Here is a 20,753-nt window from a genome sequence, read left to right as displayed (position 1 = left end):
ACTAGAATAACCCAATTACTTTCCCAGCAATTCCAATTATGAAACTTAAAACAATACATGTAAACATGCCCCTTTTTTGCTTTGTCAAAATCTTATAAAAACCCAACACCAAGAGTAATGACAGAATCCCTGGAACTATTGAGTTGATAAGATCAAGGAGCACAATTTCAATCTCACCAAAATTCCAAGTTAAGGCAACCGGAACCTTTACAAAACTAACACTCATTGCCCCAACAACCATCAATCCAACTACGGTTGCCCCTTCGATAAATTTATCGATGACTTGGCTCCCTCTCATTTTCATGATAATTGTTGATCCAAACTCATAACCATACTTAATAAAATACCAACGTGATAATACATTTAATGTGACGTTGGGTACAATAAATATAATCGGACCAATTACGTTGCCTTCCATTGCCATCCCTGCGCCAATTGCTGCAAAGATTGTCATGAACACTGCCTTAAAGACTGAATCACCAATGCCCGATAAAGGACCCATAAGTGCAGATTTCGTGGCTGATATCGCTTCTGAATTTACACCCTCAGTTCCCAATGCAAGGCTTTCCTCCAGTGCAATTGAAACTCCCATGACTGCATTTCCAGTATACGGATAGCAATTAAAGAATTCATTATGGCGCTTCAGTGCCGCGATTTGATCTTCAGGTTTATCGTACAGTTTCTTAATCGTTGGAATCATGGCATAACAGAATCCTAAGGATGTATAACGCTCATAGTTAATTGATGTCATACTGAAAAATGATCGAACAAAAGTTCCCTTAAGTACATGATTGTCAATGAGCGTGTGCTTTTCTTTTGATTCATCTGTGGCATCATCGAAATCGTCAAAGTCATCAAAGGCTGTATCACGTTGTCCCAATGTTGCAAACGCCATAACCAAACAAAATGCAATCAATGAAATAGCAAGGACGTTGAGGTTGAGATAAACAGCAAGGATGAATCCGAAAATAAAAAATGACCAATATTTCTTGAAGTTCATCATTTTTAAAAGCATTGCCATCCCAACAGCCGGAAGAATTCCCGAGGCAACTTTTAGGCCATCTGTTAAAATTGCTGGCATTGCATTAACGACCGAAGTTACCGCATCACTTCCCAAGTAAATTGCTAGGAACGTTGGAATAAAGAAGACAAGGAAGAAAATTGGTAGCCCCAGTAAGTGGGTGCGTTCAATCTTCTTAATATTCCCTTCTGCAATATATTTATCTGCTCGGTGCATCAAACCGATATTGATATTCCATGCAAACATGATAAGAAGTTGAGCAAGAATTCCAATTGGAAGTGCCAGGCTAATACCAATTTCCGCTCTTCCACCGTTGGTAATCGCGAAAACGGTGGATAGCATTCCGGCTATTTGGGCATTAGGAGGGACTGATCCTCCAATCGGTAATACACCCATGTACATTAATTCAACACTTGCTCCGACGAGTAGACCAGTTTGTAAATCCCCCATAATCAAACCGATAATTGGTCCTGCCATGACAGGCCTTGAGATCATCCAGTAACCGTACCCATAGTTTTCAAGAATAATTACAGCAATCACAATACTTAATATTAATGCTTGTCCTAAGTTCATAATTAAGTCTTTCTCCTTTTAAATCAAATCGAGAACATTGGCTTCCTTATCCGTCGGTGTTGCACGGATTTCTAAGGCTGTGCCATATTCTGCAATACTTCTAAATGTATCTTTCATTACTGCATCAACAAAGACCGTTTTCGAAATCTGCTGACGATCATCATGGTGATACAGCCCTCCCACATTCACAGATGGGATTGTAACTTCAGCATTGAGGAGTTGCAAGACAACTTCCGCACTGTCTGTGACCACAAATATCTTGCGGTTTTCGTATTTGTTTAAAAGCACGATTGCCTCGTCGACAGTTACCACAAAACACTTCAAATCACGTGGACATGCAAGTTCCAGTGACATGCGTTCCAAATCGTTTTTTTTCGCGAGTGTGATGACCATCAGAGCTTGACTCTTATAAGCATTAGTCCACGCATAAGCAACTTGACCATGGATGAGACGCTCATCAATTCTTAATAAACTAATCATGTAATTAGCCTCCTTATAAGACAATCATAAACTAAAGGATTTATGTTTCAATAATTAGGACATACTATGAAACATTGTACCGTTTAATGAAACGGCTTACAGGGAAATTCGCGTCTTCGCAACATTCAGGTGTGATTTTTCGTAGTCATACAGACTGCACATTGCATATAGCAAATCAACCACGTACAGCTGCGCAGTTCGCGATGCCATTGCCCCACTACGAAATGTTGTTTCCTTCGCACTTACATAAATCGTGTAGTCCGTGTATCGTGGCAATGCACTGCCAATGGTGCCGACAATCGCAACAGTTTGTGTTCCATTCTCTTGGAGTTTCTTTGCTATATCAATCATCTCCTTTGTCTCCCCTGAAAAAGAGAAGACCATTGCCACGTGGTGGCTGTTGGAATTCAATGCTTGTACAGTTTGACGATCATAAAGCTGGAAGCATTGCGATACTTTCCCAATTCTCATGAACTTAAACGCAGCATCTGTTGCAACGACATTGGATGCGCCTGTTCCATAAAAGTCAATGATGCTATGCTCAGCGATCAATGCAGCAACATGTTGCATGATGGATTCATCCAAGAGTAGTCGTGTTTCTTCAATGGATTGAATGGAAATATGGGTGATTTTCTCAATGACATCGTTAAAAGAGTCATTGGGCTCAATAATTGTTGAGTCCAGGACATCAAGGTTTATGTTCTTGTAGCTGTCAACTTCCGTTGCGAGTTTCAATTTGAGTGTATTAAAACCCAAGGGTTCAATACGCTTGCAAAATCTCACAACTGTTGATGGTGAAGTGTAGGTTTCCTTCGCCACCTCACGCACGCTTTGATTTAGGAAATCTTGTGCATTTTTTAGGATATAACTTTGAATTACCGATTCGGATGCTGAGAGATTTTGATACTCTCTAATTTTGATTAAGACACTCATAGTATTCCTCCTTGTTTTGATTATAGCTTAAAATGATTCTCAAAGGCACACGAAATACGACAAAAAAAAACAGATACACTCGTATCTGTTCGTATTATTGCTAATTCACATTAACCCAATCAATCGGTATATATTTAGCATTTATAATATCAACTTAAACATGGCAACTTGATAATCTCTTGTTGCATAAATTGTCATGATTATCTTATTTCGAAGAAAGCATTGGTGCAACAATAGAAGCGAGACCACCAACGGTCATTGTTTGTAACGTCACTTTTCCAGGGCCTTTAATTACGGTATCAAAAAATCCTTCACCACCCAGCAATTTGTTCTTGATCCCTTTTACACTCACGACTTCGAGTGAACAGGTTGCGTCCATAACTGCCATAATTCCGGTATCACAGACAACTTCCTCGCCACGTTCGAGCGTATAATCAACAGCGTAGCCATCAATCTCAACAAACGCTAAACCAGGACCGGTAATTTTCTGAAGAATAAACCCTTCACCACCAACAAGACCTGACCCAAGTTTCTTTTGCATAAATGTTGATAGATCAACACTATCCGTTGCCGCAAGAAATGCTCTCTTTTGGCAAATGATGCTTTCTCCATCTGCTAAATCATAGGCGCGAATGCTTCCTGGAAAGGAAGATGTAAACGCAATCTCAACGTCCTCATTAGCCGTATAGTGGCTTAGAAATAGACTCTCACCCGTAAACATACGTCCCATCATTTTTCCAACGCCACCGCCCTTAGTCTCAGTTGTAATACTTCCCTTTACCCAAGAACGACCGCCAACTTCACTGAACATCTTTTCTCCCGCAGATAATTCACAAATCACCGCCGGCAATGTCTCACCAATAATTCGATATTTCATATTTAGTTTCCTCCATAGTTAAGCAAAGTATACCGTAATAAAGTCATTTTCACTATCCATCTATACACTATTTTTTATGCTTAGGCAGAAACAATCTAACTTTTTATATTTTCAACCCTTTTTACTGTGTTTCTTAATATTCCCTTGATATTTACGCCAATTTCTCCAGCTTGTAGAAGTGCTATTTCAAAAGAGTTTTATCGTTATATACACACTAAAACAAAGCAAAAAAAAACACCTTGTAGGGTGTTTGTATCTCTATAATTGGTGGAGCTTAGCGGGATCGAACCGCTGACCTCCTGCGTGCAAGGCAGGCGCTCTCCCAGCTGAGCTAAAGCCCCAAATATATAGGAAATCAAGAAATTATGAATGGTGGGCCTGAATGGATTCGAACCAGCGACCTCACCCTTATCAGGGGTGCGCTCTAACCAACTGAGCTACAGGCCCATCTCTTGACTGCCTTAATAATATACCATTTACTTGAAATACTGTCAATAACTTATTTGAAATATTTCACTCAGATTTAAGTATGTTAAAAGTGTCCGCTCAAGATTCCTTTTCAATTCATCATCGCGACAAAATTAAAGATGATTTCTCTACAATTCAGTCCAAGTTAAAACGATGAAATTGAATTAGATTATGGTTGCAGCTTATCCTCTAATTGCCGCATCAAATGATTAAATTGAGGCAATCTTTATTACAAATAACGGAACGGCACACAAGGGAGTCAAGGTGCCGTTCCATTTTTACGATTTCGAGCCAGTTTTACTGACTGCGACGAAATGATTTGTATCGACTTCAATCCAATCGGGATCAATTCCTCCCTCACGAAATACCGAGAAGTTGTAATCGTCGTTCTCATTGCTATAAAAGTCCAGTACGATATCCTCTTCACGTTGACGTGTATTGATATCTGTTTTTAAGAATGCTGCTATCAGTCTCTTGGTATAGGGATGATGCGGCTTTTTAAACAAAGACTTAATGGGTGCTGCTTCCACAATCTTTCCACCATACATAACAATGACATCATCAGCCATTTGACTGATTACACCAAGGTCGTGGGTGATGAATAATATTGACGTATTGAGGTCACGTTTTAAATCATTCATCAATTTCAAAATATCCGCTTGTATGATTACATCCAGTGCAGTTGTCGGTTCATCAGCGATAAGAACACGGGGATTACATGCCAGAGACATTGCAATCATCACGCGTTGGCTCATTCCCCCTGAAAGTTGGTGCGGATAAGATTTTAGTATCCGCTTGGGATTTGGAATTTTTACGGCTTCAAGCATTTCAAGAGAGCGCTTTGATGCTTCTTTTTTTGACATGCCCTGGTGAACCATCAAAACTTCACTAATTTGATTTTCCACTGTGAATACAGGATTCAAACTTGTCATGGGTTCTTGAAATATCATCGAAATATCATTGCCGCGAATCTTCTTAAGACTAGCTTCATCCATTGACGATAGTTCCTGACCATCAAATGTAATTGTTCCATCGTATATCTTCTGGTTTGATTCAAACAGTTTCAGTATCGACATTGCAGTTTGACTCTTCCCACTTCCAGACTCTCCAACGATTCCAAGTGTTCTTCCTTCATCTACAGCGAAACTAACACCATCAACGGCCTTTATTAAGCCGTTTTTCGTATCAAAGTATGTGTGTAAATTTTTAACTTCAATGAGACTCATGATGGTATCCCCCTTTCATGGAGATGACATGCAACAAAGTGGCCTGGCGACACTTCGTACCAATCCTTATCTGCCTCCCCAGTTGCTTCAAATCGAAACTCAAAGGGTCCTGTGCTTTGCTCACTAATTTCAAAGCTATCTCCCTCAAGTCGTGGGATTGCAGCAAGTAACCGTTTTGTATAAGGATGTTGTGGATTTGTAAAGATATCTTCGGCAGGCGCAAGCTCGACAAGGTTTCCAAAATACATAACCCCAATTCTATCACTAATGTAGCGAACGACCCCTAAATCATGCGTAATAAATAAATAAGTTAGATCTTCTTTCTCTTTAAGATCTTGAAGTAAGTTGATGATTTGTGACTGAATCGAAACATCAAGAGCCGATACGGCCTCATCACAAACGATGAATTTTGGTTTCAAGGCAATGGCCCGTGCAATCCCAATACGTTGGCGCTGACCACCGGAGAATTGATGTGGGTAACGATTCATGAATTCTGCTTTTAGACCGCACTTCTCCATGATGTCTTGAATGTATTCGACATAACCCTCACTGGTCTTGTTTTTAAACAAACCATGTGTAATCACACCTTCGCCAATGATATCGCCAACGGTCAATTTGGGATTGAGCGATGAATAGGGATCTTGGAATATAATCTGCAAGCGATCACGAAGCATACGCATTTCACGTGCTTCAAGTGATGCCAAATCAATGCCATGATCGAGGAACGACTCATAGTAAGCAAAGCGCTCATGCGTCATCAAATCTTCTTTAATTGTTTGAATTTTGGCTTCAATGTCATCAAATTCATGTTTAACACGTTCAATCTCCTTTTCTATCAGTTCCGCTTTATCCTTTGCTTCCGTTAAATGTTCCATGGACACCATATAGCGATCGATTTGAAAATCGTGATCGCGTTGTAGTTTCGCAAGTTTTGAACCAAACTCATAGCGTTGCGAAAGAACATCGCTCACAAGATCCAAATCATCATGAACAAGCAGTCCCCCAGCAAGACGGAGTACATTACCATACTTAGTGTCAAACTCAATTTTCTTAAGGCGGTACGCATCTGCATCATCTTGTTGTTTTAGACGCTCTAGATTTGCAAAATCTTCATCGTAGAATTTTGAGATTTTCGGCAAGGCAGCATACGCTTTCTTTACATAACGTGGCATCAGTCCTTCAATTGTTTCACCATAGAACATCGTAGTTCCACCTGTTTGTTCTTGAAGTTGGATAATCGTTCGACCCAACGTCGACTTCCCACACCCAGATTCACCAACAATTCCCAGTGTCTCACCACGAAATATTTCAAGCGTAATATCTTTATTAGCTTTGACATAGTCTTGATGTTTTTGGAAGATACTTTGTTTTTTTATCGGAAAGTATTTCTGTAAGTTTTGAATGTTAAATAGCGGTTTTGTTTCCATAGTATCCTCCTCTAGTTTCTCATTTTCGGATCAATCGCATCACGAATACCATCTCCCAAAAGGTTGAAGGATAAAATCGTTAGCATGATTGCAAGTCCTGGGTAAAGTGTGAGGTAGGCATGCGTTCGAATATATTCGCGACCAAAACTCAACATTGTACCCCATTCTGCTACTGAAGCCTCTATTCCAAGGCCGATGAAGCCAAGTCCTGCTGCTGAAAGTATCGAAGATGCCACGCCCATGGTTGCTTGTACGATGATGGGTGAGAGCACATTGGGAAGAATGTGTCGTTGCATGATTTTCGTATTCGATACCCCAAGTGCATGGGCTGCTTCGATAAATTGTTTTTCGCGAACACCCATGACTGCTGCGCGAACAACCCGGGCATAAATTGGAACATTCCCTATCCCAATGGCCAAAATTAAATTACGCATGCTGGAACCAAAGGACGCTACAATTGCGATAGCTAGGAGTATTGATGGAATCGAAAGCAATACATCACACACACGCATAATGACCGCATCAAACTTACCACCATAATAGCCTGCAATGAGCCCCAAGAATCCACCAACAAACAATGCAATAATAACTGCTGAAATCCCAATAGTTACAGAGACACGTGCACCGTATAAGATGCGGCTCAGTACATCTCGTCCAAGTGCATCCGTACCCAACCAATGTGTACTGTTTGGGTGTTGCAATGCATTACTTAAATTTTGTTCTGTCATCCCAAACGGTGCAATGTAGTCTGCAAAAAGGGCAATAAAAATTAGAATAACAATAAATACCAAACCAACTACTGCACGTTTATTGCGTAACAATGAATTCCAAATATCTCGAATTGAACCTTGTGGCGCTGCCATGGGTTTATCAAGTTTTTCTTTTCTCTTTTTAAACATAATAACCCCCTATTTATACTGTGAGCGAATTCGTGGATCAATATATGCATACAAGACATCGACGCAAAGATTAACCAGTGTGAAGATGAAGGCGATAAATAGAACGCCACCTTGAACCACAACGAGATCACGTTGTCGAATCGCATTTACCATGAGCGTTCCCAAACCATTGATACTGAAGATTGATTCCGTTAGTACTGCTCCCCCAAGCAAGGAACCAAACTGCAATCCAATGACTGTAACTACTGGTAACAGTGCATTTCTTAAGATATGAACATAGACCACTCTAAATTCTGAAATACCTTTTGCCTTCGCTGTACGAATGAAATCTTGTCCCATTACATCCAACATGCTGGAACGGGTAATTCGCGCGATGGATCCTATTGAACTTGATGCCAACGTAATAACTGGTAACACCATTTGTTGCCAAGTCTCAAATCCTGTCGATGGAAACATTCTTAATTGTAAAGAAAATACAAGAATCAATAAAAGCCCTTGCCAAAATGTTGGCATCGAGACCCCTAGCAGCGATACAAACATGGTTGTATTATCCAGGGCTGAATAGGGTTTACGTGAGGCAATAACACCCAACGGAATACCCACAATAGCAGCTAAAGTAATACTAAGACCCGCTAACTTAATCGTATTGGGGAGTCGAATTAGAATCTCTCCAATCACAGGACGATTATTGATAAATGATCGTCCCAAATCAAGTTTAAATACGGCATTCCCAATATACCTAAAGTATTGAACAATAAAGGGTTGATTGAGCCCCATTTGCTCACGAAGTTGCGCAATTGCTTCTGGCTTAGCAGATTCACCAAGAATAACCGTCGCCGGATCCCCCGGAGAGAAATGCATAATTGCAAAAACTATGAGCGAGACACCAAAGAGAACCGGGATAACCCACAGCAGTCTTTTGAATATATATTTATGCATACTTTCACCTCTTAATTTATAAAAGTGGGGTCAAACTGAATTTGACCCCAACGTTCTTTATAGTAGTATCTAATCTTCGACGCTTACACCACTTAGGAAATGTGATCCTGATGGATGATGTGCGAATCCTTTTACTTTATTGCTAATTGCAGTATCGTTTTCACCATCATTGACGAAAATCCAAGGTGCATCAACACTGATTAACTCTTGAGCTTCTTTGTAAATAGCTAGTCGCTCATCGGGGTTCACAGTTGATTTCCCTTTATCAAGTAATTCATCGACACGTTCGTTCTTGTAGAATGAACGGTTTCCTGCTTTTCCAAACTCACTTGAGTGGAAGAGTGGGTAAAGACCGTAATCAGCATCTGTTGTGATTGTTGTCCATCCAAGGATAAAGAGATCATGTTCACCTTTACCTGTAGCATCCAAATATGTTGCCCATTCAAGTTGTGTTATCTCAACTGTAATTCCAAGTTTAGAGAGTTCCTCTTTAACGATTTCGGCAATTGCAATACGTTGGGCATTGTTATCACCAACATACAGTTTTAGTGTAAAGCCACCCGTTGGATATCCAGCTTCAGTAAGAAGTGCTTTTGCCTTCTCAACATCATACTCATATCCAAGTGGATTTTTATCAGCTCCAAATACAAGATGGTTCAATGGACCATTCGCTTTAGAACCAACACCTTGGTAAACAGTGCTTAAAATTGCATCGACATCAATTGCGTAGTTAATTGCTTGTCTTACTTTAACATCTTTAATTGGTGTATCGCTTTGAACATTGAATCCAATATATCCTGTAGACAAGTTTGGATCTTTTAACATCGTTAAGTCTTTGTTCTCTTCAACTTTTGCGATGTCAGACGGTGCAATATCGTATGCAATATCGATTTCACCGGTTTCTAAAGAGATTAGGCGAACTGAGTTCTCTTTAATAACTTTGAACTTAATCTTTTCAGTTGCTCCTGGTGTTCCATGGTAATCTTCGAAACGTTCAACGTTGATTTCACTTCCGGCAATCCAGCTCGCAAATTTATAAGGTCCTGTTCCAACAGGATTTGTTCCATAATCCTCTCCGCCTTCAGTAACAGCCTTCTCATTAAGAATTGCTGTAGCAGGATGCGCAAGATGTGTTAAGAATGGTCCAAACGGCTCTTTAGTTCCCAATTGAATTGTATAGTCATCTACAACTTTAATTTTACTTACATCAAGTTCTCCAACAATATGGCCAATCTGTTCTGACTCAGCGGCACGTTTCATTGTGTACTCAACATCTTTTGCTGTAAAAGGTTCTCCGTTGTGGAATTTTACATCTTTCTTCAATTTAAATTCATACGTAGTATCGTCAAGGGCAGTCCATGACTCTGCAAGACCTGGTACAAGTTCCAGTGCATCGTTTTGTTGAATCAAGGGCTCATACATTTGACGCGCAACACGAGTCGTTGCTTGGTCATTTGTATTCTGAATGTCAAAGGTTACAGCATCTGCACTGGAAGCAACAGTCAAGGTATCCTTACCACCTGTTCCCCCTCCTCCAGTGCTACACGCTGTTAGAAATACACCCAGTGTAACTAACACTAAAACTAACTTACTTTTTCGAAATCTCATATATTGATCCCCTTTCGTTTTTTACAGATTAGCATAAAGAAATGATTGCTTGCAAGCAATATATTCATTTTCTGTAAACTTTTACATTTCGTTAATGTAAAAGTTTACAGTCTTGATGTAACACTTACATTGCAAAACAAACGCTATAAGTGCGTGAAAAGCATGTGTTAGTCTGTGAAACTTAAAAGATAATTAGATTATGTGAAATGCAAATTGTTTTGTGTTGAAATATAAAAAAACTGCCGATTTAGCAGTTTTCTATGTTTTTAGGGTGCAGATTGAAGTACCCATTGCAATTCGCCATTATAATCCGTTTCACTTGAAACTTGTTCGGGACCAACACCGAGAAGTACACCACGATTACTCGACCATGACACTCTTTGTGTTTCCGATCCATTTGAATTGGTAATTTTATAAGGTATTGCTTGAGTCAATTGATTTGTAATTCCAGAGTCATCAACATATACAAACGAGTTTACAATTGTTGGCTTTGTAGTATCTGTTGGTTTCAAGTCTTGAACAACAACATACAACTCCCAATGAGCAATATCGCTACGATCATCGAAAATTGTAATTCCCCAATCTAGCTCAGTTCGATTAAGAATTGAGTATGTTGATGGGATTGACTGGAGTCCAAATGACATTGATTTTGGAACATCTTCAAGACGTAGATCACCGATGCGCGGAATAATATCAAACTCAACAGTGTTTAATAAGAATTGACCATATACACTTACTGAGTACGATTCCTTGGACAGTTCTGGAGTTATGAACACAAACTTACCATCCGCATCTGCTACACCATTTTGGATTTCATTAACCTCACTACCACGCGGACGATACGTTACAATAACTTCCGCAAATGGTTCAGTTAACCCAGATATCTGAGTATCACGCTCGTTTACTTCATCTGTTGTGAGTCTCATTCCACCAATTGCGAGAACTTGTGTATCCGCGCGATTGAAGGATAGATTTCCACTTGGGTTCAGCTTATCAATTCCACTTACATAATTGGAGTTTACGGTAAAGCTCATATTTGCTCGAAGTTCACCATAGATATTCATATTACTACGGTCTTTTTTCATAAAAGAGAATGTTGGTGTGTCCTCTTTTGTACCAGCGATTGTCAGATTGGGATTAGAGATTTTCCATGTATTAATTTGTTGTGATTTAATATCATAATTAATTACAGCAGTATTAGTAAACATTCTATCCCATACAGCATTCCCAAAGAGTAGAAATATCTCAGGATTATCAATTAATAACTTTGGAGCCGTGCCTGTAACTTCAACGAAGGATCCGATTGATCCAGTTAAAGCTGCAATTCGGAATATTCCACCAGACTGAACATCAAGAAGTCCTGTTGTTTGAACAATTGTAGTAGGTTTTGATCCCCCCTGCATGACAAAACTAAGTTCAGATCCGTCGTTAATCGTTAATGGTGAGTTAAGTTGAATGATAGAATCAGTTGCATAAGCAGTCTGGACTTGTATATCGATTACAGAATTATCCATCCCAATTAAACCATTTGCATTACGTATAAGAAACATTTTATATGCATCATCAGCGACTATATTAACTTTTGACTCTACCATGCGAATTGTCTTTGTTGAAAAAATACCACCAGTTATTCCTACATTTTGTACTTTTGATGCATAAATATTAATCGAAGATCCCCTCATACGAGTCTCCCCAAGATCAATGGCAACTCGTGGATTTGCTTGTGTACTATAATAAATTATCTTCGAATCAATCAAAGTCGCATTTAGACCAGTTTGGGCGATTGATGGATAAATTGAAGCTCCTGTTACTGCAGGTCCTGTGTAATCAACCTGTAATATACTTCCGTCCATCGCAACTAATTCACCACTAATTAAGACCATATAGTTTCGTTGCATCACGCTTTGACGTACACTTAATTCAGCACTATTTAAGAAAATATCTCGTGCTTCAAAAATTGGATAAGTATTTGTTCCATGACTTTCAAACTCAAATACTGAATTCCTCTCACCTTCAAAATCTGCAATGTAACTGCCATTAAACTTCGATAAATAGAATCGGTTCGTTGATATTTTCGTTTTAGAATTCTCAGCAGCAGTACTCGTCGGTTGATTTCCTGTAAATTGAAACATTCCATACCCATTTGTACGTTCAAACTTGATTAAATTTACACCTTTGTATAATACTGAATTGATTTCACCAATTTCTTGCGCTTCAGCTGCATACCCTGTTGCAGCTGATTCAATTGACACCGTATCTAGCGTTAAACGACCATTACGATTGAAAATCATTTGTGGCCCATTATAGTAAACATTTGTATAAGCAATGTTTACATTCCGAATCGAATCGGCAACATACACAGTTCCATAGTAGCTTTGGCCATAAATATTTGCATTTTTAATTTCCATTGTAAATTCAGATGGCATCGTCGAAGTAATTGCGAATGCTACGAGGGTCCCTGACACCCTTCCTTCATTAATTGTATGGTTAATCCCTGTAAATGGATCCTTCCCATCAATAACAAATGAGACACGATTTGCTGGAATCGTAATACCACCATTGGTAGGAAACTGGATATCACCGCCTAAAACAATGCTATCTACAGTCGGTTGATTTATAATAACTGACTTTAATTCAGCAAAGTTTGTAACATAAACAGGGGTTCCTGCTCTTTGTTCAACGCTTAATGAAGTCACATCCTGATCCGCTAATACTTCATCAACACCATCTTCTTGAATTTGTGTCTGATTAACTTCGTCTGTCAAGGAATCATCTTGTTCAATAATATCTGTTTCCTCTATTGCTTCAGGATTAGAATCAGGCTCAACGCATTCCGTTAACTCATCCTTTTCAACGCCAGAAATCACATCATGAGGCGAACAGGTGTTTGCCTCAGATGTGATTTCTTCCGTATCGTAGATTGAGTTTTCATCAGCATATGCCACAGATACTGTGATTACCAGCGCAATTGCAAATAACGGTATAATCAATTTTTGTGTGATTTTATTCATATACTGACCTCCTCTTTCTATTTGACTTCTTTATTATCGTCTTTTTTACGTCGTTTCCAAATTAAGATAAATAATAGAACAACAATAAGTACTAGAATTGCGATAATTATAATCGCTAGATAGTTGACATCATTCTTGTTGAAGATAGCTTGATCATTAATATCACTTGCATCTTCGGACTCAATTGTCAAAGTTTCGTCCCATTCCCACGTTTTCCCATCAGTGTCATGAATAATGCGAAGTTTCACATCATACACTCCCGGTTTTAAATTACCGTTGTTTGGAGCATATACGACATTAAAATTCGTATTTGGCATGATACTTGCATTGGATACATTCACTGTTGCGACGGACTCTTGTGTCCCTTGTTTGTTAACACTCCCAACAATTGAGATGTCATTCATCTGAATTGGCATGTCATTTTGAATGGACGCAATAATGCTTGGATTGAAATCAATCAATGCTGTATCAACCTTTAATAGATTTAGGTTTCGATCGACGGCATTATTGTTTGTTCTAAGTTGCAGACCAATCAGGTATGATAGTTGATTACTAATTGATAATCCTTGGTCAGAGTCTGTTTCTTTATCTGTTAATGTATTGGCTTTAACAGCAACGCCTCCAAGAATCACACCATCTTGTTCAGTGGCAGGCATTTTAATACGAATGCTTGCATTTTTTGTTTCACCGGGTTTGACTTCAATTTCCGTATCGACAAGGGTCGCAATTGATGTAAGTGGTGTTTTCATACTCGAATCGGGTTCAACCGCAATCATGTATTGCTTACTTCCATTGTTACCTGTTGAAGCATTGTTAAGATCAAGGGTTGCCACCATTGTCTCGCTTCCTTTATTCTCGATTGTAATATTGACGACTTGTTCTTGATTCGGTGTCATCATCAAATCAAAATAGTCGACACTTTTATTGATTTGATTTTCTGGAATTATCGCGGCAATCGTGAAGTCACGATAAGCATCAGCGCTTATCGGACTCACAACCACAGCCATAAATACCATTAGCAGTGATAAGATTGTTTTAATTTTGTTTTTTAATGACATTGTCATCCCCTCATTTCTATTAAGGCGCTACTGAAAGCGTCCAGTTGATTGTTGCTTCGTAAGCCAATGCTTTTGCTTGTGATGTTTCAACATCTAAAGTAACATTGCTATTTGTTGCATCAGTTTGTGCATTTGCTAACCATGTGTTTAACCATGTACCCATACCATTACCTGCTGAAGCATTCATCATTGTTTTTGCTTCTGAACCGGATACAAGTGTAACACTTGTTGCGGAAGTTGGACGGTTTGTGTCATTTGTATTTGATGTTTTGATAACAGAGTTTCCAAATGTTAAACGTGCATTATCAATTGTTTCGTCACCTGAAGTGAAGTTTGTTAATTGTGCAGAAACAGTCCATCCTGTCATCGTACCACGTGTATCCGTTACTTGGATATAAGGTACAAGGTTTGTTGTTTCATATGTTTCAATAGAACCTGTGATTTTTTGTTGTCCGAAACCAAGGTTTGGAACCACATCAAGACTTAGTGGACCTGCCATTTCAGTTTCTTTGTTTTCCTCGTCAGTTTCTGGCAATACTGGATCTGTTGGATCAATTGGATTGACTGGTTTGGTTGGTCCTTCATTTGCTATAAATGATACAGATGCTGTGGATGTCTCTGATCCTCCGTTTTCATCTGCGGATACAACTGTTGATACAGTCAGTAGAACAGCTAATGCTGCAAATAAGCGTGTAATTTTTTTCATTACATTTCCTCCTCTGGTGATTATGCGGTAAATCATTTTTTGTATAATACCGTTTGGCCACATACTTCACTTTACAGTAATACGCTTTATTTGCATATGTTTATAAACAAACATAATCTTCATATTGTAAGTTTTGTATGAATTTGCACAATTAATTTCCGTTTATAACAAAAATCGCATATTTCATGACATGACCAATTGACCGGCATTCAGTTAGAGATACGGATAAGAAATGCAGGCTTCTTGTATAAGCATAAAAAAACAAGTCGTTTCCGACTTGTATGTTTTCTAATTTGGTGGAGCTTAGCGGGATCGAACCGCTGACCTCCTGCGTGCAAGGCAGGCGCTCTCCCAGCTGAGCTAAAGCCCCAAATATATTAGACAGTAAATAAGAAATGGTGGGCCTGAATGGATTCGAACCAGCGACCTCACCCTTATCAGGGGTGCGCTCTAACCAACTGAGCTACAGGCCCATTTCCTTGACTGCCTTAATAATATACCATTAAGAATTGGCAGTGTCAACAGCATTTCAACAAAAGATTGACTATTTTACAAAGCTATAAAATAAGCCACTATTTAGGGGATATAAACCATCTTTATATACATTGTTTTTGGTGTAATTTAATATGATTTTTACTGCTTAAAAGAGGACACTCATTCTGAGTTGTTTTTGTAACCCTAAAAAGAAACTTTTCATGACGCGAATCTCTTCATGCATTATAGTTGTTGCATAGGATGTAGCAAATTCCAGGGTCAAAAATTTCTCAATTCTGGCAAGGCGTTCTTCACAATACTTAAGTTTCTCATCAAGTGATAGCGAAGAGAACTGCGCATACTCTAGACTCTCGTAAATTCGATAGACATCCATTCGGTCTAAATTATCTGCATCACTAATTGTGTCTGATAAAACCGATGGTTCACCATTTAATTCTGCCACACCATCTACGTGCGATGCGATACCGTATAGAACGGCATGTGCCACGCCCTCATCGAAGTTCAAACTTCTTATGAATGGTTCAGCAAGCGCAGCAGAGCGTCGTCCATGGTTCTTTCGATCGACATCATCTACCATTTCTTCACAATAACTAATATCATGTAGTAAACAACCAACAACGACCGCTTCAACGTCAAGTGACGCTTCTTCAGCAATGCGTTGACCCCAATGTGCAACTCGAAGCGTATGTTCATAGCGGTATGCATATTCTTTGGGCTTGGCGGATAAATAACTACTGTTATCGAATGTATACTTCAAATATTCTTGTGCTTTTAGTATTCTTTCCATTTGCTGCTCCTTTTTATTCACAATTATACCATTTTGCTTTTTTAAATCAAAAAAACTCCCACATATGTGAGAGTTTCCAAAATTGAAAATCGTTGAGATTAACGTTTTGAGAATTGTGGTGCACGACGCGCTCCACGTAGACCTGGTTTTTTACGTTCTTTAGCACGTGGATCACGTGTTAAGAATCCTGCAGGTTTAAGTAGTGCACGGTAGTCTGCTGATGCTTCTAATAAAGCACGTGAGATACCATGACGGATTGCTCCGGCTTGTCCTGTAAGTCCTCCACCTTTAACGTTAACATTAACGTCGAATTGATCGACTGTTGATGTCACTTCAAATGGTGAACGCACTGTCATTCTTAATAGTTCTGAAGGCAAATGCACTTCAATAGGTTTATGGTTGATTGTAATAACACCAGTTCCTGGAGTCAAATAGACACGAGCAACAGATGTCTTACGACGTCCTGTACCTAAGTAATTTACTTTGTTTTTTGCTGTCATACTCTTCTCCTATCCCTTAATTACCATTTCAACTGGTTTTTGTGCTGTATGAGGATGTTCTGCACCTTTGTATACAAATAAATGTTTACGTTGGTTGTCCCCTAAGCTTGTGTGAGGTAACATACCGTGAATAGCTTTTTCAACCCATTCGATAGTATATGATTCACGCATAACACGTGTTGAACGTGTTCTTAATCCACCTGGATAATGTGAGTGGTTGTAGTAGAATTTCTTGAATTCTTGATCTCCACTTACTTTAATCTTGTCAGCGTTGACTACGATTACGTAATCTCCACCGTCAACATTAGGTGTGTATGTTGGTTTGTGTTTACCACGAAGTACTGTTGCAACTTCACTCGCAAGACGTCCTAGAGTCTTGTCTGTTCCATCAACAATAAACCATTGGCGCACAACTTCTGCTGGTTTCGTCATAGTTGTTTGACGCATATTAATTTCCTCCTAAACCAAAAGTAGTTTCCGGGGCTACTATTGGCATAAAGTGCCGATATAAATTATATGATGTTTAGACCCCGATGTCAAGAACTCACTTCACTATTTATAATTTACATTCATTAAATAAAGACCACATGTGGGTACATTGTATTTCACTGCTACTTTACTGCGCTTTTCAAGCATTTCTTCGATTTCTAAAGGGGTTATTTTACCTTCCCCTGCCTTGATTACTGTCGCAACAAGTATTCGAACCATATACCGTAGAAATCCATTGCCATTGAGACGAAATATAACCTTGTTTTGATCTTGTGTAACCGTGAATGAAGTCAAAACTTTAATTTGATACGGTATGACATCCAAAGGTGTGCTGTTAAACGAAGTGAAATCATGGGTTCCTATGAACACTTGCATCGCGGCACGCATGCGATCAAAATCAAGTTCATGATTGTATTGGTAGACATAATTACGTTCGAATGGATTGTACGTCCCAATATTCATGCGATACTCATACGTCTTGTCAACCGCACTTAATCGTGCATTGAAGTCATCAGCAACGGGCTGAACGCTCAAAATAACAATATCATCCCCCAACAAACTGTTGAGTGCAAGAATCCAGTTGGACTCCTTAAGTGGTAGCTCTGAATCAAAATGGAATACTTGACCCAAGGCATGAACACCTGCGTCCGTGCGACCCGACCCATGAATTTGAATCGGCTCTTTGTGAATCTTAGAAAGCGCACGTTCTATCTCATGTTGAATGGATCGTGCATTCGTTTGCCGTTGCCAGCCACTAAATGCGTAGCCATCATACGAAACAGTTGATTTGTACCTCATAGATACCTACCAATTGAGAATGCAGCAACAGCGACAAGAATGCTTAATGCTAACATGAACCAATCGGATGCTTTAATCGATAATTGTTTGTAACGGGTACGCTGTTTTCCAGGATAATATCCACGTGCTTCCATTGAATCGGCGAGATCTTCAGCGCGATGGTAACTGGAAACAAACAAGGGAATAATCATTGAAACAACGCCATTGATTTTCTCCATTAACTTTCCTTCTTGAAGATCGACCCCGCGACTTGCTTGAGCATTCATAATACGTTGTGTGTCCTCAATGAGCGTTGGGATGAATCGTAACGCTATCGAAATCATCATCGCGATTTCGTGAGCAGGAACACCAATAACGCGTAAGGGATTGAGTAAGTCTTCGATTCCCAGTGTTAGGTCAAGTGGCGCCGTTGTAGCAGTTAGGAGCGTCGTAACCATAATCATGAGTATGAGTCGGGTTACAATGAAAAACGTCTGGTAGAGCGCACCGCTGTACAGTTTAAAGCCAAATAGTTCAAAGAGAACATAGCCTTCACGAATGGCGAAGATGTTGAGTATGAATAAGAAGATTAACATAAACATCATTGGCTTCATTGATTTAAGGATAAATTTGAATGTAAGCTTCGATGCAAGAATTGCAAGTGCCAACATTACAAACATAAATAAGTTTGCATACGCATTCTTGAGAGTGAAAATTCCCACCATCAAGATGATCATGCAAATAATTTTTATACGTGGGTCGAGTTTATGAATCTTTGAATCCAAAGGAACATAACGTCCCAGTGCGATGTTATTCATGTGCGCGTGCCTCCTTGATCAGGGTGACAATCGCATCCAAATCCAAACTGTCTTTCGTATCAATACCTTTCTCAAGCAACATTGTTTTAAGTTGCAAAATCTTTGGCGCAACAAATCCCAATGCGTCCAACATGGTTTGATCTTTAAAGAATGTCGAAGCTTTTCCACTGAAGTAGACACTGCCTTTATCTAAGACAAGAACATCCTCAGCATAATTGAGTACATGATCCATATCGTGGGTAACCATAATGATAGTCTTGCCAAAGTCCTTGTTAAGACGAATGAACAAATTCATCATATCTTTACTTCCTTGCGGATCAAGACCCGCAGTTGGCTCGTCCAATACAATAACATTCGGATCGGTAGCAAGAACTCCAGCAATCGCAACACGACGTTTTTGTCCCCCCGATAAATCCAAAGGCGAACGTTCCCACAGTTCTTTGTCAATGCCTACAAGTGTGAGTGCTTTCTCAACATTCTCTTTGATATCTGCTTCAGAAAATCCAAAGTTTTTTGGACCAAAGCTCACATCTTTATAGATTGTTTCCTCAAATAGTTGCATCTCAGGAAACTGGAATACCAAACCAACTTGTGAGCGAAGTTGTTTTAGATTGCGGGATTTAACACCCGCTACCATTGTATGATCAAGAATTTCCACTTCACCAGATGTTGGTTGCAACAACCCATTGAGGTGTTGCACGAGTGTTGATTTACCACTACCCGTTGCCCCAATTATTGCAGTCAAACTGCCCGTTTTTATTTCCGCATTTATATCGTTGAGTGCAGTGTGAGCAAAGGGCGTTTTGGGGCCATATTCGTAGCCGACATTTTTAAATACTATTGGCATAACTCTGCAACCATCCCTTCAATATCATACGGTGTGTTTACATCAAGTCCTTGACGTTTGAGTGCCTCATAGAATTTGATACTGAATGGAATATCCAATTGCAAATCAATGAGTTCTTGAGTGCGTTGCAAGATATCTTGGGGTGTCCCTTGCATGTAAATCTTACCCTCATTCATAACAACAACATAATCACTCATGGTAACTTCTTCAATGTCATGTGTAATTGAAAGTATTGTCATGGCATTTTTTGTGTGCAACTCGTGCACCAAATCATTCACTTCTTTACGACCTTTCGGATCAAGCATACTTGTGGCTTCATCCAAAACTAGTATTTCCGGATTCATTGCCAAAGCACCTGCGATGGCAACGCGTTGTTTTTGACCTCCAGAAAGTTTGGTTGGTTCATGGTCAAGAAATGATTCCATGCCTACGCGAGCTGAAAACTCATTGATTACAGCATCCATCAATTCTGGTTCCATCATACGATTTTCAAGACCAAACGCGATATCATCGCGCACTGTCGATCCAATAAATTGATTGTCTGGATTTTGGAACACAATCGCAATTTTATTTCGGATTTCATAAACGTTCTCTGGTGTTAATGCAGTACCATCGATTGAAATCCATCCCGATTGTGCTTCTAGTAAACCAATAATAAGTTTGGCAACTGTTGATTTCCCGCTTCCATTATGTCCGATTATTGTTACATAATCCCCTTGATTAACACTGAGGCTGATGCCATCAACAGCATTGACTTCGCGGTCATACGAGAAAACGAGGTCTTTAATGTTTAATTGTTTCAAAAAATATCACT

At 39.3% G+C, this 20,753-nt stretch carries 19 protein-coding genes and 4 tRNA genes; all 23 read right to left on the bottom strand.

Annotated features, from left to right (window positions below; genetic code table 11):
- Position 1 precedes the first annotated feature (1 nt).
- Positions 2–1,594, bottom strand: coding sequence for a PTS system mannose/fructose/sorbose family transporter subunit IID (locus G7062_RS05840; protein WP_166064984.1), 1,593 nt, complete (start codon positions 1,592–1,594; stop codon positions 2–4).
- Between the two features lie 18 nt (positions 1,595–1,612).
- Positions 1,613–2,074: a PTS sugar transporter subunit IIB gene (locus tag G7062_RS05835; RefSeq protein ID WP_166064983.1), complete on the bottom strand. Its 462-nt coding sequence runs from the start codon at positions 2,072–2,074 to the stop codon at positions 1,613–1,615.
- 96 nt (positions 2,075–2,170) lie between these two features.
- Entirely contained in the window at positions 2,171–3,007 is an 837-nt protein-coding gene (locus G7062_RS05830; protein ID WP_166064982.1) for a MurR/RpiR family transcriptional regulator, read from the bottom strand.
- Between the two features lie 205 nt (positions 3,008–3,212).
- Complete coding sequence (locus tag G7062_RS05825) at positions 3,213–3,884, bottom strand: AIM24 family protein (RefSeq protein ID WP_166064981.1); 672 nt, start codon at positions 3,882–3,884, stop codon at positions 3,213–3,215.
- Positions 3,885–4,149: 265 nt separating this feature from the next.
- Positions 4,150–4,225 (bottom strand) — tRNA-Ala (locus G7062_RS05820).
- A 29-nt stretch (positions 4,226–4,254) separates the two neighbouring features.
- Positions 4,255–4,331, bottom strand: a tRNA-Ile gene (locus G7062_RS05815).
- A 299-nt stretch (positions 4,332–4,630) separates the two neighbouring features.
- A complete protein-coding gene (locus G7062_RS05810; protein WP_166064980.1) occupies positions 4,631–5,578 on the bottom strand; it encodes an ABC transporter ATP-binding protein in 948 nt (315 codons plus the stop codon).
- Entirely contained in the window at positions 5,575–7,005 is a 1,431-nt protein-coding gene (locus G7062_RS11580; RefSeq protein WP_166064979.1) for an ATP-binding cassette domain-containing protein, read from the bottom strand. Before G7062_RS11580 ends, G7062_RS05810 begins: the two co-directional genes overlap by 4 nt.
- 11 nt (positions 7,006–7,016) lie before the next feature.
- Positions 7,017–7,904, bottom strand: coding sequence for an ABC transporter permease (locus G7062_RS05800; protein ID WP_205700117.1), 888 nt, complete (start codon positions 7,902–7,904; stop codon positions 7,017–7,019).
- Positions 7,905–7,913: 9 nt separating this feature from the next.
- Positions 7,914–8,843, bottom strand: coding sequence for an ABC transporter permease (locus G7062_RS05795; RefSeq protein ID WP_166064978.1), 930 nt, complete (start codon positions 8,841–8,843; stop codon positions 7,914–7,916).
- A 69-nt stretch (positions 8,844–8,912) separates the two neighbouring features.
- A complete protein-coding gene (locus tag G7062_RS05790) occupies positions 8,913–10,451 on the bottom strand; it encodes a glutathione ABC transporter substrate-binding protein (RefSeq protein WP_166064977.1) in 1,539 nt (512 codons plus the stop codon).
- A 266-nt stretch (positions 10,452–10,717) separates the two neighbouring features.
- Entirely contained in the window at positions 10,718–13,462 is a 2,745-nt protein-coding gene (locus G7062_RS05785; protein ID WP_166064976.1) for a pectate lyase-like adhesive domain-containing protein, read from the bottom strand.
- A 17-nt stretch (positions 13,463–13,479) separates the two neighbouring features.
- Positions 13,480–14,520, bottom strand: a complete 1,041-nt coding sequence (locus G7062_RS05780) for a DUF916 and DUF3324 domain-containing protein (RefSeq protein WP_166064975.1) — start codon at positions 14,518–14,520, stop codon at positions 13,480–13,482.
- A 19-nt stretch (positions 14,521–14,539) separates the two neighbouring features.
- Complete coding sequence (locus G7062_RS05775) at positions 14,540–15,226, bottom strand: WxL domain-containing protein (protein ID WP_166064974.1); 687 nt, start codon at positions 15,224–15,226, stop codon at positions 14,540–14,542.
- A 294-nt stretch (positions 15,227–15,520) separates the two neighbouring features.
- Positions 15,521–15,596 (bottom strand) — tRNA-Ala (locus tag G7062_RS05770).
- Between the two features lie 26 nt (positions 15,597–15,622).
- Positions 15,623–15,699: transfer RNA gene (locus G7062_RS05765), tRNA-Ile, on the bottom strand.
- Positions 15,700–15,866: 167 nt separating this feature from the next.
- A complete protein-coding gene (locus tag G7062_RS05760) occupies positions 15,867–16,508 on the bottom strand; it encodes an HD domain-containing protein (protein WP_166064973.1) in 642 nt (213 codons plus the stop codon).
- 98 nt (positions 16,509–16,606) lie between these two features.
- A complete protein-coding gene (rpsI, locus tag G7062_RS05755) occupies positions 16,607–17,008 on the bottom strand; it encodes a 30S ribosomal protein S9 (RefSeq protein WP_166064972.1) in 402 nt (133 codons plus the stop codon).
- Between the two features lie 9 nt (positions 17,009–17,017).
- Positions 17,018–17,455, bottom strand: a complete 438-nt coding sequence (gene rplM, locus G7062_RS05750; RefSeq protein WP_166064971.1) for a 50S ribosomal protein L13 — start codon at positions 17,453–17,455, stop codon at positions 17,018–17,020.
- A 105-nt stretch (positions 17,456–17,560) separates the two neighbouring features.
- Positions 17,561–18,295 carry a tRNA pseudouridine(38-40) synthase TruA gene (gene truA, locus G7062_RS05745; protein ID WP_166064970.1) on the bottom strand — a complete coding sequence of 245 codons (735 nt, stop codon included), beginning with the start codon at positions 18,293–18,295 and terminating at the stop codon, positions 17,561–17,563.
- A complete protein-coding gene (locus tag G7062_RS05740; protein ID WP_166064969.1) occupies positions 18,292–19,092 on the bottom strand; it encodes an energy-coupling factor transporter transmembrane protein EcfT in 801 nt (266 codons plus the stop codon). Before G7062_RS05740 ends, truA begins: the two co-directional genes overlap by 4 nt.
- Positions 19,085–19,939: an energy-coupling factor transporter ATPase gene (locus G7062_RS05735; protein WP_166064968.1), complete on the bottom strand. Its 855-nt coding sequence runs from the start codon at positions 19,937–19,939 to the stop codon at positions 19,085–19,087. Before G7062_RS05735 ends, G7062_RS05740 begins: the two co-directional genes overlap by 8 nt.
- Positions 19,930–20,742 (bottom strand): energy-coupling factor transporter ATPase, encoded by an 813-nt coding sequence (locus tag G7062_RS05730; protein WP_166064967.1) that lies wholly within the window; start codon positions 20,740–20,742, stop codon positions 19,930–19,932. The genes G7062_RS05735 and G7062_RS05730 overlap by 10 nt, the downstream gene beginning before the upstream one ends.
- Positions 20,743–20,753: the final 11 nt, after the last annotated feature.

Origin of the sequence: Erysipelothrix sp. HDW6C, from assembly GCF_011299615.1 — a bacterium.
Lineage (GTDB): Bacteria > Bacillota_I > Bacilli_A > Erysipelotrichales > Erysipelotrichaceae > Erysipelothrix.
The sequence above is the reverse complement of the archived record's forward strand: the minus strand, read 5'-3'. Positions and strand labels throughout refer to the sequence as shown.

What these genes read in the sequence shown, in the direction of transcription:
- G7062_RS05810 (WP_166064980.1), bottom strand. Translation starts at nt 5,578, where the DNA reads ATGAGTCTCATTGAAGTTAAAAATTTACACACATACTTTGATACGAAA.
- G7062_RS05830 (WP_166064982.1), bottom strand. Translation starts at nt 3,007, where the DNA reads ATGAGTGTCTTAATCAAAATTAGAGAGTATCAAAATCTCTCAGCATCC.
- truA (WP_166064970.1), bottom strand. Translation starts at nt 18,295, where the DNA reads ATGAGGTACAAATCAACTGTTTCGTATGATGGCTACGCATTTAGTGGC.
- G7062_RS05775 (WP_166064974.1), bottom strand. Translation starts at nt 15,226, where the DNA reads ATGAAAAAAATTACACGCTTATTTGCAGCATTAGCTGTTCTACTGACT.
- G7062_RS05740 (WP_166064969.1), bottom strand. Translation starts at nt 19,092, where the DNA reads ATGAATAACATCGCACTGGGACGTTATGTTCCTTTGGATTCAAAGATT.
- G7062_RS05800 (WP_205700117.1), bottom strand. Translation starts at nt 7,904, where the DNA reads ATGTTTAAAAAGAGAAAAGAAAAACTTGATAAACCCATGGCAGCGCCA.
- G7062_RS05795 (WP_166064978.1), bottom strand. Translation starts at nt 8,843, where the DNA reads ATGCATAAATATATATTCAAAAGACTGCTGTGGGTTATCCCGGTTCTC.
- G7062_RS05790 (WP_166064977.1), bottom strand. Translation starts at nt 10,451, where the DNA reads ATGAGATTTCGAAAAAGTAAGTTAGTTTTAGTGTTAGTTACACTGGGT.
- G7062_RS05840 (WP_166064984.1), bottom strand. Translation starts at nt 1,594, where the DNA reads ATGAACTTAGGACAAGCATTAATATTAAGTATTGTGATTGCTGTAATT.
- G7062_RS05835 (WP_166064983.1), bottom strand. Translation starts at nt 2,074, where the DNA reads ATGATTAGTTTATTAAGAATTGATGAGCGTCTCATCCATGGTCAAGTT.
- G7062_RS05825 (WP_166064981.1), bottom strand. Translation starts at nt 3,884, where the DNA reads ATGAAATATCGAATTATTGGTGAGACATTGCCGGCGGTGATTTGTGAA.
- G7062_RS11580 (WP_166064979.1), bottom strand. Translation starts at nt 7,005, where the DNA reads ATGGAAACAAAACCGCTATTTAACATTCAAAACTTACAGAAATACTTT.
- rpsI (WP_166064972.1), bottom strand. Translation starts at nt 17,008, where the DNA reads ATGACAGCAAAAAACAAAGTAAATTACTTAGGTACAGGACGTCGTAAG.
- G7062_RS05780 (WP_166064975.1), bottom strand. Translation starts at nt 14,520, where the DNA reads ATGTCATTAAAAAACAAAATTAAAACAATCTTATCACTGCTAATGGTA.
- rplM (WP_166064971.1), bottom strand. Translation starts at nt 17,455, where the DNA reads ATGCGTCAAACAACTATGACGAAACCAGCAGAAGTTGTGCGCCAATGG.
- G7062_RS05735 (WP_166064968.1), bottom strand. Translation starts at nt 19,939, where the DNA reads ATGCCAATAGTATTTAAAAATGTCGGCTACGAATATGGCCCCAAAACG.
- G7062_RS05760 (WP_166064973.1), bottom strand. Translation starts at nt 16,508, where the DNA reads ATGGAAAGAATACTAAAAGCACAAGAATATTTGAAGTATACATTCGAT.
- G7062_RS05785 (WP_166064976.1), bottom strand. Translation starts at nt 13,462, where the DNA reads ATGAATAAAATCACACAAAAATTGATTATACCGTTATTTGCAATTGCG.